This window comes from Niallia sp. MER 6 (assembly GCF_023714395.1).
In the GTDB taxonomy this organism is placed as follows: Bacteria; Bacillota; Bacilli; order Bacillales; family Cytobacillaceae; genus Niallia.
This window is the reverse complement of the sequence record NZ_JAMAUK010000035.1, coordinates 1-15913: the sequence shown is the minus strand read 5'-3', so window position 1 is coordinate 15913 and position 15913 is coordinate 1. Positions and strand designations below refer to the sequence as shown.

Sequence of the window (15913 nt, the reverse complement as noted above, 5' to 3'; positions counted from 1 at the left end):
AAAGAGAAAAAAGAAAAATACAAAGGCGAAGCAAACTTATAATAAAAATTGAGTGATATAGAATCGAAACAAGTTAAGATAGAGAAGAATTATGACAAGTAGATACACAATTCAATTTTCTAAAACGTAACAATTAGCGTCTATAGGTGAAATCAGTGATTTCTTCCATGCAAAAAGAAGAATCCAAAAGAATCTGAATGAATTCTGGAACAGCTGAGATTGTGTATAATATTGATTTAAATCAATAAAGCTGTTGTTAAATACAAAACACAGGCCATTCGATTACAACTTTATAATGATATAAAAGGGAAGGAAACAGAGATTATATTATTAGGTTTAACAACTAGTTTAGTAAAGGACAAATGGAATTCTCAATTGAAAGTGGGGAATATTTTTAAAACGATACATAAACACAAAATTAGCAATCTAGAGTCAACAGAAAAAACAGAAGAGAATAGATTAAACGATGTAATTCCCACTATGAAAATTATAAAAGTACATCCCATTTCATGATGTGCTTTTTTCGTATGTGATTAATTTAGACGTGAACAGCTTCTTTTTTTGCTGTGACAGTAAAGCTTCCTTTTGAAAGTTTAACAACAAATCTGATTGCTGGGCAATGTTTGTGTTACCACAATAATGCTTTTTCCTTGTAAGATGCTCTCCCTCGACTATTTCAGCAGTGCTGTCCATAAAGTCTGTATAGGAATCTGTAAAAGTCACACCTTGTAGTGTGACATCACCTTGAGTCATCCCTCCCATTCTGCCGGCACCCTCTTGGGTTGCTGTTTCTTCTTCTGTTTCCACATCAATTGGAGTAGACAGTGAATTTAGCTCGTCCACCACCTTCAGATGATTCCGATTGCATTTCCTCCCTTAATGTCCATGTCAACCTGTAATGTCACATATCTGCACCAAGATGCTTTCTAGCCAAGTCACTGGATTTTTTTGCTGCTGTTTGAATAGATAAGCCTGTCAGCACAAGTAGGCAAATAACAGAAAACACAATTATCTGCAGTAGATTTTTTCCCTTCCTTGCCTTAACACTCAGAAAAGCTCGTTTTAAAAATTCATATTCTCGCTCCTTTAACTTTTTTTCACAGACCTCAATATATATATATAAATGGTGAAAAAACGGTGAAAAGGAAAAAGACCTTTCGGAAAAATAATAAAGCAATTAAACGAGTGATAATAATTAATCATAATAGATGGAGAAAATCTCTCTATTAATAGTGAAAAGGAATAAAAGAGGCACAAAGATTATTGGAGATTATATGTAAAACAAACTGAATTACATCTTTGTTTTAAAAACATCTAAGAGATGAACATCGTATATTATCCGATTAAAAGGGTTATGAAATTCTCCGAATATGTGAGCATTAGAGAGATATCCGTATCAATCGGAGGGAGTTGAATAAGAAAATTAATTGACATTATCAATTGATGACGTTATCATCTAAGTTAGAGGCGATGAAAAATGAAAACACAGGATAAAATACAAATTCGAGAATTACTACAACAACTTGTTCGTGATTTTGGACTTCTTCAAAAAGATGGTTCTGATTGTTGTGGGATAACAGTAACACAAAGCCATATTGTATATGAATTGGGCAAATCTCCAAATATTTCTCTTCAGACTTTAGCTGAAAGGCTAATAATGGATACTGGTCTTTTAAGCAGACAAGTAAATAAACTAGTGGAACTTCAATATATATTAAGGGTTCCAGATCCAAATGATCGGAGATATGTACTTTTATCTTTGACAGAAATAGGAGAAGCAAAAGCTGAAGAAATATCTAACCAAATGTTAGATTACTTAGGAAACATCTTTACTCATATTCAAGAAGATAAGCATTCGCAAGTTTTAGAAAGTCTAAGTTTATTGCTTGATGCAATGAATAAAAACGATGGATTAGGTAGTTGTGCCACCAGATAGGTGGCTTTCATTAGGTATTATATTTGATAAAGTCAATTAATGTTTAAGTCAAATAAAATAGGAGGGATAATAAAATGCTTAGGAAAGCTTCGGCAGAAGATTTAAGCGAAATACTTGAAATCTATAACCAAGGAATAGAAGACGGATTAGCGACCTTTGAGGAAGATACAAAAGAAAAGGATTTCATGGAGAATTGGTTTGCTGCTCACCAGGGAAGATATGCTGTATTTGTAGCTGTTAATGAAGATGGGAAAATCACAGGATGGGCATCAATAAATCCTTATAATACTAGGGCTGCCTATTCTGGGGTAGGAGAACTTTCAATATATATACATAGGGAATTTAGAGGTAAAGGAATTGGTCAAAAACTATTACAGGTACTAGAAGACGAGGCAAGATTACAGGGATTTTATAAAATAGTACTCTTTACATTTCCTATTAATAACTTAGGTCAAGGTCTTTACAGAAAATTAAATTATCGGGAGGTTGGTTTATTTAAAAATCAAGGGAGATTAAAAGGGAAATTTGTAGACGTAATGTTAATGGAAAAGTTGTTATTTAATCAAGAATATTACTTATAAAAGGAGTGTAATAAATATGTCTGAATTTAAAATTTTGTCCAACTGCTGTCAACCATCTTATGCTGTTGAAGAGAAAAGATTAATGGATTTAGATTTACCTATAGCTATAATTGGTGCTGGTCCTGTAGGTTTAGCTGCTGCAGCTCATTTGATTCAATATAAACAAAAAGTGATTATTTTAGAAGGTGGAACGGAAGTTGGAGCAAACATTCTTACCTGGAAACATATAAAATTATTCTCACAGTGGAAATATAACATCGATAAAGCAGCATCTTCTTTATTAGAGAAATATGAATGGGAAAAACCAAATTTAGAGGAAATACCCACTGGTAAAGAACTCGTGGATAATTACTTAATTCCATTATCAAAAATTCCAGAAATACGAGAAGTAATCGCTTTAAATACAAAAGTCATTTCTATAGGTAAAAAAAATACAGATAAAATGAAGACAGCTAACAGAGAGAATGTTCCATTCGTTATTTATACAGAGCAGAAAGGTGCAATTCAAGCTATTGAAGCACAAGCAGTCATTGATGCTACTGGTACTTGGGGAAACCCTAATCCAGCTAACTCCAATGGAAAAAGTCTTTTATGGATTACCTGATATCTTGGGAGAAAATATCAACCGTTACAAAAATAAAAAAGTAGCAGTCGTAGGAAGTGGGCACTCTGCTATTAATGCTTTGCTTGAATTAGAGAAATTAAAGGAAGAGCATCCAGAAACAGAAATTAAATGGATTATTCGGAAAGAACGAGTAGAGGATGCATATGGTGGAGAAGAAAAGGATGCATTAGAAGCAAGAGGATTATTAGGTAGCAGAATTCATGAAATGGTAGATAAAGGGATTGTTAAAGTGCATACTTCTTTTAGAATTGAGCAATTGAGAGAGAATAATAACACAACAATAACGGTTAATGGAGAAGTAAATGGTGTAATATCTGAAATTGATTCAATTGATGAAGTCATCGTCAACACAGGAAATCGACCTAATTATTCTTTCTTAAATGAATTACGAACAAATGTTGATTTTGCTACAGAAAGTGTAGCAGCTATTTCTGCTTTAATTGATCCTAATCTTCATAGCTGTGGAACAGTCCGTCCTCATGGTGAAAAAGAATTGAGACAACCGGAGAAGAACCTATATATAGTTGGATCTAAAAGCTATGGTAGGGCACCAACCTTTTTAATGGCAACAGGGTATGAACAGGTACGCTCAATAGCTGCATATATGGCAGGGGATATAGAAGCTTCGGAAAAAGTAGAATTAGATTTACCTGAAACAGGGGTTTGTAGTGTGAATTTCGTAAATGCTAAAAGTGTTAATAGCTGTGATACAGACACTTGTTGCTCCTAATATACGAATAAATATAAATATGAATAAATGAGCAAAAAGGGTAGATGTAATTAGTATTGACATTTACCCTTTTCCTTCATTAATATATAAGCATATAATTATATGGTAAATTAACCTATGAAAGGTGGTCGTAATCATTATGAAAGAGGACAAATCTCAAGACTTAAAAGAGACTGCAATTGTGCTAAAACTTTTAGGGGATAAAACCAGATTATCCATGGTGAACATGTTAGCTGAACAAGAATGCTGTGTATGTGAATTTGTTGAAATTTTTCAAATGTCCCAACCTGCAATCAGTCAGCATCTTAGAAAGTTAAGGGATATTGGGATTGTAAAAGAACAAAGAAAAGGGCAATGGGTAGTCTATTCTCTAAATACAGAAAGTGAATATTACTTACTGACAAAAGATATTTTAAAACATGTACCGAGTGAACGAGATAAGTTTGTTTGGCTAGAGAAAAATGGATTGAGAATTATATGTAATTGACGGAGGTTAAAACTTTGCTACATACTTTATTAGCTATAATTATCTTTTTAATAACACTGACATTAGTTATCTGGCAACCGAAAAATCTTTCAATTGGTTGGTCAGCATGTGGCGGGGCTATATTAGCTCTTCTAGTTGGTGTTGTTGATTTCAATGATGTCGTTGACGTTACGGGTATTGTATGGAATGCAACACTGGCATTTGTTGCTATCATTATTATTTCATTAATCTTAGATGAAATTGGTTTTTTTGAATGGGCAGCTTTACATATGGCAAGAGCGGCTGGTGGTAACGGTTTAAAGATGTTTGTTTACGTTGCTATTTTAGGGGCTATTGTTGCAGCGTTTTTCGCAAATGATGGGGCAGCACTAATTTTAACACCAATCGTTTTAGCGATGGTTAGGGCGTTAAAGTTAGACGAGAAAATGGTTTTTCCGTTTATCATTGCAAGTGGTTTTATTGCCGATACTACATCTTTACCTTTAGTAGTAAGTAATTTGGTGAACATAGTCTCAGCTGATTTCTTTAATATAGGATTTGTAGAGTATGCATCCCGAATGATTGTTCCTAATATTTTTTCTTTATTAGCGAGTATCCTTGTGTTGTATTTATACTTCCGTAAAAGAATTCCAAAGGTTTATGATTTAAACCAATTAAAAGTACCAAAAGATGCAATTAAAGATCTAAAAATGTTTCGTTTATCCTGGTTGATTTTAGCAGTCTTGCTTGTTGGCTATTTCGTGAGCGAATTCCTGTCGATTCCAGTCTCACTCATCGCTGGTGTAATTGCGATTATTTTCCTTGTATTTGCAAGAAGAAGCTCTGCGGTATCTATTAAGAAAGTAGTGAATGGAGCTCCATGGGCAATTGTATTTTTCTCAATTGGGATGTATGTCGTAATTTATGGATTACGTAATGTTGGTTTAACTGACCTGCTTTCGAGTGTTATTCAAGAAGCTGCGGATCAAGGGTTGTTTGTAGGAACTTTGGGTATGGGATTCATCGCGGCTATTATATCTTCCATTATGAATAATATGCCAACGGTACTTATTGATGCTTTAGCAATTGCAGATACAAGTGCTACTGGAGTAATAAAAGAAGGGTTAATTTATGCGAATGTTATTGGTTCAGATTTAGGTCCTAAGATTACACCAATCGGTTCATTAGCAACATTGTTATGGCTTCATGTTTTATCTCAAAAAGGCGTAAAAATATCATGGGGGACTTATTTTAAAACAGGTATTGTCTTAACTATTCCAACTCTTTTGATAACTCTAATCGGCTTATATCTGTGGCTTTCTATACTTTCATAATTGAAAAGGGATAGTTAATTACACAAAGAATATTGATACTAATTTTGGAGGATTAATCATGAAAGTACTTATTATCGGATCTGTAGCAGCAGGAACATCTGTAGCGGCAAAAGCACGTAGGAACGATGAAAATGCAGAAATCACTCTATATAATGCGGACTACGACATTTCTTATTCCATATGCGGTATTCCTTATTTTCTAGGTGGAGAAGTAGATGAGTTGGAAACATTAACCCCGAGAAGTGCAGCTTGGTTTAAAAAGCGTTATAACGTAGATATCTTTACTCGTCACGAAGTAACTTCCATTGATGCAAAGATGAAGAAAGTTCAAGTTAAGAACTTAGATACAAATGAAATAAAAGAAGACACATACGATGTACTAGTTTTTGCAACAGGAGCTTCTCCAATAACTCCTGATATTAATGGCATTGAAAGTGAGCATGTTTTCCAGGTTCGTACGATGCAAAATACAGCAGCCATTGATCAATATATGAAAACAAATCAGCCAAAGAAAGCAACAATAATTGGAGCTGGATATATTGGTTTGGAAATGGCTGAGCAACTAACTCATCGGGGCTTAGATGTCACAATAGTTCAACGTAGTAATCATGTAATGGCTCACCTTGATAAGGATATGGCTTTTCGCGTGGAAGAACATTTAGTGAAAAAAGGAGTAAACCTCATCTTAAATGATGAAGTAACTGCTATAAGTAAGAAAGAAGTACAAACTAAATCAGGAAAATCAATTGAAACGGATATTGTGATATTAGCAACAGGGGTTCGTCCAAACACTCAATTGGCTAAGGATATCGGAGTAGAAATTGGTGCTACTGGTGCAATCGCAGTTAACACTAAAATGCAAACTAACCTTCCTGATGTATACGCTGTTGGTGATGTTGCTGAAAGTTACTCTGTAATTACAGGAAAACCTATCTATCGTCCATTGGGAAGTACAGCTAATAAAATGGGAAGAATAGCTGGAGATGTAATAACAGGTGGCTCTTTAGAACATCGAGGTATTTTAGGCACTGGTATACTACGTGTATTCGATTTAGCTGTTGGTCAAACAGGTATGAATGAAGTGGAAGCTTTAGAAGAAGGCTATGATATTGAAATACTTCATAATATTAAACCAGCAAGAGCAGAGTACCTTGGCGGAAAAGAAATAGTCATTAAGGCAATTGCAGATAGAGAAACTGGCAGGGTTTTAGGTGTACAAATAGTAGGGGAAGAAGGAGTCGATAAACGAATTGATGTCTTTGTAACAGCTCTGACGTTTAAGGCAAAAGCAGAAGACTTATTCCATCTAGATCTTGCCTACGCACCACCATTCAGTACAACAAAAGATCCAGTAATGTACACTGGAATGGCTTTGCAAAATGCTATTGAAAAGAAAAATAAGCTAATTACACCGAAGGAACTAACAGAGAGAATAGAAAAGGGAGAAGTATTTCAAGTTATAGATACACGGGCACCAAAACAATATAATGTATCAAAAGTGGCGACGGCAATAAATATACCATTAGGTCAATTGCGTGATAAATGTAAAGAACTTGATCCCAATTTGCCAACAGTAACTTACTGTAATGGTGGAGTAACTGGCAATGCTGCACAAAATGTTATGCGCAACTTAGGGTTTCACGATATCTATAATCTTTCTGGTGGTAATAAGAATTATCAAAATTATATAAAGAACAAATAATTAAACGATCAAAAGATTCTAGGTTTACCTGGGGTCTTTTTTCTCGTTCATAAAATAGCTCAAATTATACCTAAAACCTTAGTGATTGGTATTAAATTTGTCAAACATTATCAAGTAGCTAGAGTTAGGTTCTACTTGTTTTTTTGATAGTAATCTTGAAGGATTTAGTACTTCTATTATTTGGGCTAATCAATAAATTAATCATGAGAAATGGAGTCTATTCTATTATTACTTGAATGGAGCCTACAGGCCATTATTGGCTTAATTTAACTCATATTCTGATTAAGTTCGTAACGGTCAACCCTTTACCACGTCAAGCACAGTAAGAAGTTAGGTGATAACTCTCCAACAGCAAAAGTCAATGCACAACTAGTCAAAGATGGTAGATATGCCTAACCATCGATACCACAAGGAGTTTTGCGGAACTGCGGTTAAGAAATTACGTGATCTATTAAATTTGGACGTACAAATTGTGCAAGGCCAGGTACACAAGTGAAATGTCGATACTTTCCAGAGTTCTTTACCATTTTTAAAAGTTGGGAGGGGAAGGCAGTTCTTCATTTATTAAGCTTGAAGCATTACCAGAAGAATTGGTTAGATATAGTTAGATATACAGAAGAAGAATTAATAAAATACCTTAGGCAAGCAGTGAAACGCAGTATAGGGATTAAGAAGATTCAAGCTTTAAAAGAAACAGCCAATCGCACGATTGGCATCCGACGGTGTGCCATGATGGCTAAATAAACTCATTCAAGCCGTGTTCTAAGAGCTTGACCAAACCTGGATACACTACTTCAATATATTCCAGGCGATGAACAAATGTTAGAAAAAAACAGTAGGCATTGGACACGATACATTGGAGGGTTTCTTCGCTTATGTTGGCAATTTGAGTGAATATAATCATCTTCTTCAAATAATCAAATTGGAGGCACTAAATTTAAAAGAAAATATTTCAGTAAAGCATAGAGGGAGAACCAAAATTACGAAACGTGGCCGAAAGAAACTAAGAGCACTACTGTTTCGAGTTAGAGCATCCATGTTTTTAGTAGCCAAGAATAAAGCATTTAAAGCCCAGTATCATTACTACACAACGAGACCTGATAATCGGTTGAAATGAGATGCAGTCTGTAATTGTTTTGTGTAATAAATAGATACGGATTCTCTTTTTTGGGAAGAAGCAATTTGTATTTCAGGAGGAAAAGATGTTAAAGGACATACCGCATATGCATTCTTCAAAATGGAATTCGCAAATAGAGCCCATTTTACTTCTCTTGAACAACTAAAACTGGAATGGAATGATTATCTTCATTGGTTTAACTATATTTGAATTTATGGAACACTCGGTTACTTAACGCCAGTAGAATTCAAAGAGACAGGCCTTATAAAAGTTGTCCAGTTTGGTGTTGATATTCCAAACTCGTTAGATTGATAAAAAACTATCTCTCTTTTAAGCATAAACCTCCTCCAATGTTGTTATTTACTTAGAAATTCAATAATCGGACTGTAAAAAGAAGATTGAATTGAAACTGTTAATTTCATTTTCACTAATAGTTAATGCAATATCATAGAGGGTTGCCTCCTAAAAAGCGAATAAATAAATTCTTTAGGTCAATAATAAGAATGAAAATTATTCATTAATCGTAGCGACTTCACATAATTCTTCCAAGCGGTCAGACTCAAAATTACTCAAACCGATAGCCTTTACCTTGCCTTCAGCCACTGCTTTCTCCATATCCTTCCACGCACCTATATAGTCACCAAACTGCTGATGTAATAAAAGCAAATCAATATATTCTAAATCTAATCTTGCAAGCATTTTATCAATAGCTTGTGAGGTTTTTCCCTCACCATATTTAATGGAGGCTATGATCCTATAAGGATTATTGCCCTTTTGTTTAAATTTCATATGGCACTATAGTGGCAGCATTCCTGTAATAAATGAAAAGATTGCTTATGGTAGAAACATGGCAGCATTCCTGTAATAACTTAAAATGCGATTTGAATGAAAAAAGACCTCTTGATAAGATAAATATGTCCAAAGCTAGCGCGCTAAAAGGACAAAACATCTACTCGGAGGTCTCACTATGAATTATAACCAAAATCATAAAATAGCTCAAATTACACCTAAGACTTTAGTAATTGGAATTGATATCGCGAAACATCATCATGTAGCTAGAGCACAGGATTATCGTGGAATGGAGCTAGGTTCTACTTGCTTTTTTGATAATACACAAGAAGGATTTAGGACATTTATTAAGTGGATTAATCAAATAAAAGAGACGAGCGGAATGGAGTCTGTCATTACTGGCATGGAGCCTACAGGCCATTATTGGCTTAATTTAGCTCATATTTTAAAAGAGGAACAGATTAAGTTTGTGACGGTTAATCCTCTACATGTTAAGCACAGTAAGGAGTTAGACGATAACTCCCCAACAAAGAATGATGTAAAAGATGCAAAAGTCATTGCGCAACTAGTCAAAGATGGTAGATACGCCGAACCAACTATTCCACAAGGGGTTTTCGCGGAACTGCGTGTGGCTAAGAAATTACGTGATCTATTAACTGTTGACTTACAGATTGTACAAGGACAGATGCACAATTGGATTGATAGATTTTTTCCAGAGTTCTTTACGGTATTCAAAAGTTGGGAAGGGAAGGCAGCTCTTCACTTATTAAAACTAGAAGCGCTACCACACGAACTTAGCGAATATACAGAGGAAGAATTATTGGATTATCTAAGGCAAGCAGTGAAAAGAAGTATAGGAATAAAGAAGATTTGTGCTTTGAAAGAAGCCGCCAATCGCTCGATTGGCATTCGTCAAGGTTCCATGATGGCTAGAATGGAATTAAGAACATTAGTTCAAAAATATGAACTTATTCAAGCCAAGTTCGAAGAGCTTGACCAAACCCTGGATACACTACTTCAAGATATTCCAGGTGTTGATCAAATGTTAGACATAACAGGTATAGGCCGGGATACAGTGGCGGGTTTCTTCGCTGAAGTAGGCGATTTGAGTGAATACAATCATCCTCGCCAGATAACCAAACTGGCAGGGCTTAGCTTAAAAGAAAATACATCAGGTAAGCATAAAGGGAGGACCAGAATAACCAAACGTGGTCGAAAGAAATTACGAGCATTGTTATTCCGGGCATCTATGATTCTAGTAGCCAAGAACAAAGCCTTTAAAGCCCTACATCATTACTACACAACGAGACCTGATAATCCGTTGAAAAAGATGCAGTCTTTAATTGCTTTGTGTAATAAGCTCATCCGCATACTCTTCTCTATTGGTAAGAAACAGTTTGTGTTTCAAGAGGAGAAGATGTTGAAGGACATCCCTCATATGCATGCATTTATCCAAGAACCAATAGCAGCTTAATCAGTATAAAACTAACTTTTAACAACTAGAATTGAACAGATGAACAGACAAAATCAGCATGGGATTAGTCGGCAACGGAACTAACGTAAGGACAAGATATGATCCTGTATGGCAGCATGACCGACATCCACCTTATGGAAAGGTTGAACGAAGGAATGTAGGAGCGTAGACTCTGTGAGACTTGGGAGGGTAGACCCCCGTAAGAGATGTGGACATCCATTGGTGCGTACATACCTATTTATCCAACTTTTTGAAATAAACCGAAGGTTGGCTAGTTTCTTGCGCTCATTTTCTTCGTAAACTGCTTATTTTTAATCTTTTCACACTAACTTAATCTACAAAGTTATATGAGTTGGTTAGAAATATTGAGAAAAACTGCGTAATTAAGAGATAAGTGTTTGTTTATTGAGGGAGCATTCCTGTAATAGCTGAAAAAACAGCTTATGGAAGAAAATGGCCGTTTAGTTGATTAAGAATTCTTATGAAACCATTAACATAGCCATTCGTAGATAATAAGAGGGTTAAAACTTAACATAAACTTTAATAAGTTAAATGAATGATTAGATTAGAAGGGGTGATAAAATGCGAAATGACAAAGATTCTCCTGAAGTGAAAAGAGAAAAAATGAGACAACAAGAATTAAAAAATCCATCTAGTAGTATTCACGGGAGCACTCTTGCAGATTTAGCGGGCGGGTTAAATTGGAAAGTTACTGGAATGCTTATTCTCGTAATAATTATTGGTGCTATATATTTTTTATTGAAATTTAATCCACCTTTGGAGATTGGTACAATTGCTTCAAATGAAGATAATAAATCAGTTGTAGTTGGAATAGCTAACAATGGTTTTCGTGATGTGAAAATATTAGATGTTTCTGTAAATAACAATGAAAAGCCTTTAGAAACGAAATTACAAGTAAGTAATTCATTACAAGGTTTTGTCTTAACAGAGTGAATCGGCTACACTAAGTTGGACAGAATTTATAAGGGCTAGTACACTAAACATACTAACCCAAAGGAGCTTGGTACAATGCCGCGCCAACGTAGAACTTTTACAGCTGAATTTAAACTTCAATTAGTAAAGCTATATGAAAATGGAAAGTCCCGTGCGGATATCTGCCGAGAGTATGAAATCACACCATCCGCATTAGATCGTTGGATTAAAAATCATCAAGAAACTGGATCCTTTTCTGCGAAAGATAATCGTACAGAGGAAGAGAATGAATTAATGAGATTGCGCAAAGAAAACCAACGCTTAATGATGGAGAATGACATTTTAAAGCAAGCTGCGCTGATCATGGGACGAAAATAAATGTGATTCGAAATAACACACACAAATATTCAGTATCAGCAATGTGTAACGTCCTCCATATACCCAAAAGTAGTTACTACTATCAAGCCAATTTGTGCGAAAAAGAAGCCCATGAAAGAGAAGAAGTGGAGCTTTCCAATGAAATTCAACGCATTTTTAAGGGAAGTCGTTGTAACTATGGTACCCGCAAACTCAAAGTAGAGTTAAAGAAGCAAAACTGGATCGTTTCTCGTCGTCGAATCGGTCGGATTATGAAACAACTAAGCTTGGTATCGAATTATACGGTGGCACAATACAAGCCATATAAACAATCCAGTAATGAAGCTCCTACCCGAAACGAGTTACAACGTCAGTTTAACCAAGAAGAAGCATTAACAGTAGTTGTAAGTGATTTAACATACGTCCGTGTCGAGAAAAAATGGCATTACGTATGCTTATTTGTCGATCTTTTCAACCGAGAAATTATTGGCCATAGTGCTGGTCCAAATAAGACAGCTGACCTGGTATATAAAGCTTTGGCAAGCATTAAAGGTAACTTGCATAACATTCAAATGTTTCATACAGACCGAGGAAAAGAGTTTGATAATAAACTACTTTCCGAGGCTTTAGAAACATTTGGGATTCAAAGATCTTTGAGTACAAAGGGATGTCCATACGATAACGCCGTCGCCGAAGCCATGTTCAAAGTCTTCAAAACGGAATTCGCAAATGGAGCCCATTTTACTTCTCTTGAACAGCTAAAACTGGAATTAAATGATTATGTTCATTGGTTTAACCATATTCGAATTCATGGAACACTCGGTTACTTAACGCCAGTAGAATTCAAGAGACAAGCCTTATAAAAGTTGTCCAGTTTGGTGTTGACATTCCAGAGGATTATAAGAGTGAGGAAGCGAAAGCATATGGTTTTACTAACATAGATGAGGTGTTTATAAAAGCAGGTACTTCATTAGATGATGAAACTGTTTCAAAAGATGATGAAATTTATGGGGTTAGTGTCATTTATAATGAAGAAATAAATAATGTTAATATAGAATATAGCCATTTTGGAATGACATTTAATGACACTGTGTATTTCAATAATTATTAATATATGGGGTTTTCAAAGATCACAACCAAAGTATCCCTAAAGAGTTGAATAAGTAGAGTATCCCTAATGGATAGGAGTAATATTATATATTAACTCCATGATTGGTTATGTAGTTAATAACAAAATAGGTGCGATTATTTATAATTTGAGACATAGTATCATATCACCTATACTTTTAGCATTATGTTACTTTTACTTTTCAAAGGATGCAGTAATTGGTTCTTTTCCAAGCTCTCTTGCCCAAATTGATAATTGACCTATATGATGTACTTCATGAACAGCAATCGGTAAAAGAACTTCAATGTAATAGTGAGATACCTTATCTCCTTTGACTAAAGGTAAAACGGAGGATTAAATGGATAATAATAAGTTTAATGAGTTTATTAAAATTGCAAAAATGCTAAATGATATTGAAATTATTCCCTTGTTAATGGGTTCAGTTGGTTTAGAAGTCGTTACGGGAAAGAGTTGGGATGCAAAAGACTTAGATATTCATGTACCAGGTAATAAACGGGGATGGGAAGTCCCGCCCGAATTAAATATTTATAATTGGAATAATATAGTAAACATTATGAATTCAATAGAATATAGCTTAATTGATTTGCATGAACACGAGTTTTCTAAAGAGGGATTATCAGTTGAATTTGGTATTATAGACACTTTACCAAGTTTCGCAGGAATACTATTAGAGGAGTTAGAAATGCACCAAATGGGAGAGATAAAATATTATTTACTAAATCATGATCAATACTTAAGTGTTTACGAATCTTCATCCAAGGATAGTTACCGAGCAGATAACAATAATAATAAAGATATAGAAAAAATAGATTATTTAAAACGAATGATATTGGAAAACCAAAAATTATAATAAATCTAAATAGAGTTAATCGAATGTTTTACTTAATATCTTTGAGCTCTGGTTAGACAGCTATTTTTATATTCAACAAAGTGGCCACATCTTATTCTAATTGAAAAGTACTATTCTTGTGTCACAATATGGCAGCATTCCTGTAATAAATAAAAAACTGGCTTATGGCAGAAACAGGGCAGCATTCCTGTAATAAATGAAAAATAGCTTGTGGAAGTAAAAGGGCAGTTTACTTTAAGTACACTATTTCACAAACTAATGAATCTTCTTAAAGTATAGTAGTTGAGAAATATTTGTTGGTGACCATATATTCTAATGGAGCTTTATCGTAATTTTCATATCAGTCACTTTATCACTCCAAAATATGCCATTTTATGATAAGATTTCAGAATGTGCATTCTACTTTGTTTTGTACTGGTCAATATCAAGGGGGAGGACTTATTAATACATGAAACATAAAATTGCTTTATTAGCAGATGTCCATGGAAATTCTACTGCTTTAAAATCAGTTATAGAAGATTCAATCCAAGAAGGTGTTACTGACTATTGGTTTTTGGGAGATTTAATCATGCCTGGTCCTGGAACGAATGAATTATTCGAAATTTTAAATGATATTAAAGTATCTGCTTATGTTAAAGGAAACTGGGAAGACAGTTTCCTTGATGTACTGAATAAAAATATTGATTTTAATAATGCTACTGATATCTATGTTTCTAGGTTAGTTCAATATCAGTGTGAAAATCTGAACGAAAACTATATTAACCATATTAAGAATTTACCTTTACAACTAACAAAACAAGTTAATAATCTCTCAATCAGTATTAGTCATAATCTACAAAATAAAAATTATGGAGGAGATTTATGGCCAACTAATAATCAGAAAAGTTTTGATCAATTATTTGAGTATGATTATGATATTGCGATTTATGCTCATACTCATCACCAATTGTTACGCTATAGTAGCAATGATCAATTGATTATTAACCCAGGAACCATTGGCCAGCCTTTTTTCATATGGAACAAGTTACAGTCTGACTTGCGTGCTCAATATGCAATTCTTGAAATTGATGAGGCAGGGATTGCTGAAGTGAGGTTTAAAAAAGTTTTCTATGATGTTGAAAAGGAACTAAACAATGCTGTTAGTAAAAACCTTCCTTTTATTGACTTATATCGAGAAATGCTCGAGACAGGAAAAACTCATTCCCATGAAATTGAATTACTGCAACAAATTATTGATAAATTTGGTTATAAAAATGAAATAATAAAATTTTTTAAAAAGAATTATTGGTGATTAAAAGAGTTTTAAGAGTAAAGATAAGGTTCTCATTTGGGAACTTTTTTCTTTATTTAAGAAATAATCCTGGTAGCATAATAAATGAAGAGAATCATCTTTTGTGTCACAAACATGGCAGCATTCCTGTAATAAGTGAAAATGCGGTTTGAAAGAAAAAAGACCTCTTGATAAGATAAATGTGTCCTGAGCCAGCCAGCTAAAAGGGACAAAATATCTATTCGGAGGTCTCATCATGAATTATAACCAAAATCATAAAATAGCTCAAATTACACCTAAAACCTTAGTGATTGGAATTGATATTGCCAAACATCATCACGTAGCTAGAGCACAGGATTATCGTGGAATAGAGCTTGGATCTACTTGCTTTTTTGAAAATACTCAAGAAGGATTTAGGACATTTATTAATTGGATTAATCAAATAAAAGAGTCTTGCGAAATGGAGTCTGTCATTACTGGAATGGAGCCAACGGGCCATTATTGGCTTAATTTAGCTCATATTCTAAAGGAGGAACAGATTAAGTTCGTTACGGTCAACCCATTACACGTCAAGCATAGTAAGGAGTTAGACGATAACTCTCCAACAAAAAATGATGTAA

General features: G+C 34.4%; 15 protein-coding genes and 4 pseudogenes. 15 read left to right on the top strand and 4 right to left on the bottom strand.

The annotated features are described in order from the left end of the window. Positions 1–507: 507 nt before the first annotated feature. Both M3600_RS24845 and M3600_RS29270 read right to left on the bottom strand, forming a co-directional pair. The gene (locus M3600_RS24845; RefSeq protein ID WP_251647969.1) at positions 508–846 is read right to left on the bottom strand and encodes a hypothetical protein; all 339 of its coding nucleotides are present in this window, start codon (positions 844–846) and stop codon (positions 508–510) included. 41 nt (positions 847–887) lie between these two features. Continuing rightward, positions 888–1111 (bottom strand): annotated as a pseudogene (locus M3600_RS29270) (hypothetical protein); the annotation flags it as partial. A 366-nt stretch (positions 1112–1477) separates the two neighbouring features. On the opposite strand from M3600_RS29270, the gene M3600_RS24840 reads away from it, so the two are divergent. From M3600_RS24840 to M3600_RS29450, 8 genes and pseudogenes are all read left to right on the top strand, one after another. Beyond that, positions 1478–1936 (top strand): MarR family winged helix-turn-helix transcriptional regulator, encoded by a 459-nt coding sequence (locus M3600_RS24840; RefSeq protein WP_251647967.1) that lies wholly within the window; start codon positions 1478–1480, stop codon positions 1934–1936. Between the two features lie 74 nt (positions 1937–2010). Next, complete coding sequence (locus M3600_RS24835) at positions 2011–2517, top strand: arsinothricin resistance N-acetyltransferase ArsN1 family A (protein WP_251647966.1); 507 nt, start codon at positions 2011–2013, stop codon at positions 2515–2517. A 16-nt stretch (positions 2518–2533) separates the two neighbouring features. Beyond that, positions 2534–3872: pseudogene (locus tag M3600_RS24830) on the top strand (NAD(P)-binding domain-containing protein). A gap of 139 nt (positions 3873–4011) precedes the next feature. After that, positions 4012–4359, top strand: coding sequence for an ArsR/SmtB family transcription factor (locus tag M3600_RS24825; RefSeq protein ID WP_237944273.1), 348 nt, complete (start codon positions 4012–4014; stop codon positions 4357–4359). Positions 4360–4373: 14 nt separating this feature from the next. Beyond that, positions 4374–5672, top strand: coding sequence for an arsenic transporter (locus tag M3600_RS24820; RefSeq protein WP_251647964.1), 1299 nt, complete (start codon positions 4374–4376; stop codon positions 5670–5672). 58 nt (positions 5673–5730) lie between these two features. Then, positions 5731–7374: an FAD-dependent oxidoreductase gene (locus M3600_RS24815; protein WP_251647963.1), complete on the top strand. Its 1644-nt coding sequence runs from the start codon at positions 5731–5733 to the stop codon at positions 7372–7374. An 856-nt stretch (positions 7375–8230) separates the two neighbouring features. Further along, entirely contained in the window at positions 8231–8491 is a 261-nt protein-coding gene (locus M3600_RS24810; protein ID WP_311315970.1) for a transposase, read from the top strand. Positions 8492–8611: 120 nt separating this feature from the next. Continuing rightward, on the top strand, positions 8612–8701 hold the full coding sequence (locus M3600_RS29450; RefSeq protein WP_127742305.1) for an IS3 family transposase: 90 nt from the start codon (positions 8612–8614) through the stop codon (positions 8699–8701). A gap of 300 nt (positions 8702–9001) precedes the next feature. Here the strand turns inward: M3600_RS29450 and M3600_RS24805 are convergent, their stop codons facing one another. Next, positions 9002–9280 carry an aldo/keto reductase gene (locus M3600_RS24805; RefSeq protein WP_251647961.1) on the bottom strand — a complete coding sequence of 93 codons (279 nt, stop codon included), beginning with the start codon at positions 9278–9280 and terminating at the stop codon, positions 9002–9004. Between the two features lie 178 nt (positions 9281–9458). Here M3600_RS24805 and M3600_RS24800 point away from each other — a divergent pair, with 178 nt between their 5' ends. The 4 genes and pseudogenes from M3600_RS24800 to M3600_RS29440 all read left to right on the top strand — a co-directional run. Then, positions 9459–10754: an IS110 family RNA-guided transposase gene (locus tag M3600_RS24800; RefSeq protein WP_251647960.1), complete on the top strand. Its 1296-nt coding sequence runs from the start codon at positions 9459–9461 to the stop codon at positions 10752–10754. Between the two features lie 582 nt (positions 10755–11336). Continuing rightward, positions 11337–11708 carry a DUF6366 family protein gene (locus M3600_RS29445; protein ID WP_396953846.1) on the top strand — a complete coding sequence of 124 codons (372 nt, stop codon included), beginning with the start codon at positions 11337–11339 and terminating at the stop codon, positions 11706–11708. Between the two features lie 75 nt (positions 11709–11783). After that, a protein-coding gene (locus tag M3600_RS24790; RefSeq protein WP_396953845.1) for an IS3 family transposase occupies positions 11784–12907 on the top strand; the annotation gives its coding sequence in 2 pieces (ribosomal slippage) (positions 11784–12030 and positions 12030–12907; 1125 coding nt in all). 345 nt (positions 12908–13252) lie between these two features. Further along, positions 13253–13315, top strand: a pseudogene (locus M3600_RS29440) (DUF4260 domain-containing protein); the annotation flags it as partial. A 32-nt stretch (positions 13316–13347) separates the two neighbouring features. On the opposite strand, the pseudogene M3600_RS24785 reads toward M3600_RS29440, so the two are convergent. Next, positions 13348–13440, bottom strand: a pseudogene (locus M3600_RS24785) (DinB family protein); the annotation flags it as partial. Between the two features lie 70 nt (positions 13441–13510). On the opposite strand from M3600_RS24785, the gene M3600_RS24780 reads away from it, so the two are divergent. From M3600_RS24780 to M3600_RS24770, 3 genes are all read left to right on the top strand, one after another. Then, positions 13511–14023 (top strand): phosphoribosylanthranilate isomerase, encoded by a 513-nt coding sequence (locus M3600_RS24780; RefSeq protein WP_251647958.1) that lies wholly within the window; start codon positions 13511–13513, stop codon positions 14021–14023. Between the two features lie 448 nt (positions 14024–14471). Continuing rightward, positions 14472–15314, top strand: a complete 843-nt coding sequence (locus M3600_RS24775; RefSeq protein ID WP_251647957.1) for a metallophosphoesterase family protein — start codon at positions 14472–14474, stop codon at positions 15312–15314. 235 nt (positions 15315–15549) lie between these two features. Further along, the coding region (locus M3600_RS24770) for an IS110 family transposase (RefSeq protein ID WP_251647956.1) at positions 15550–15913 on the top strand (364 nt) is incomplete at its 3' end.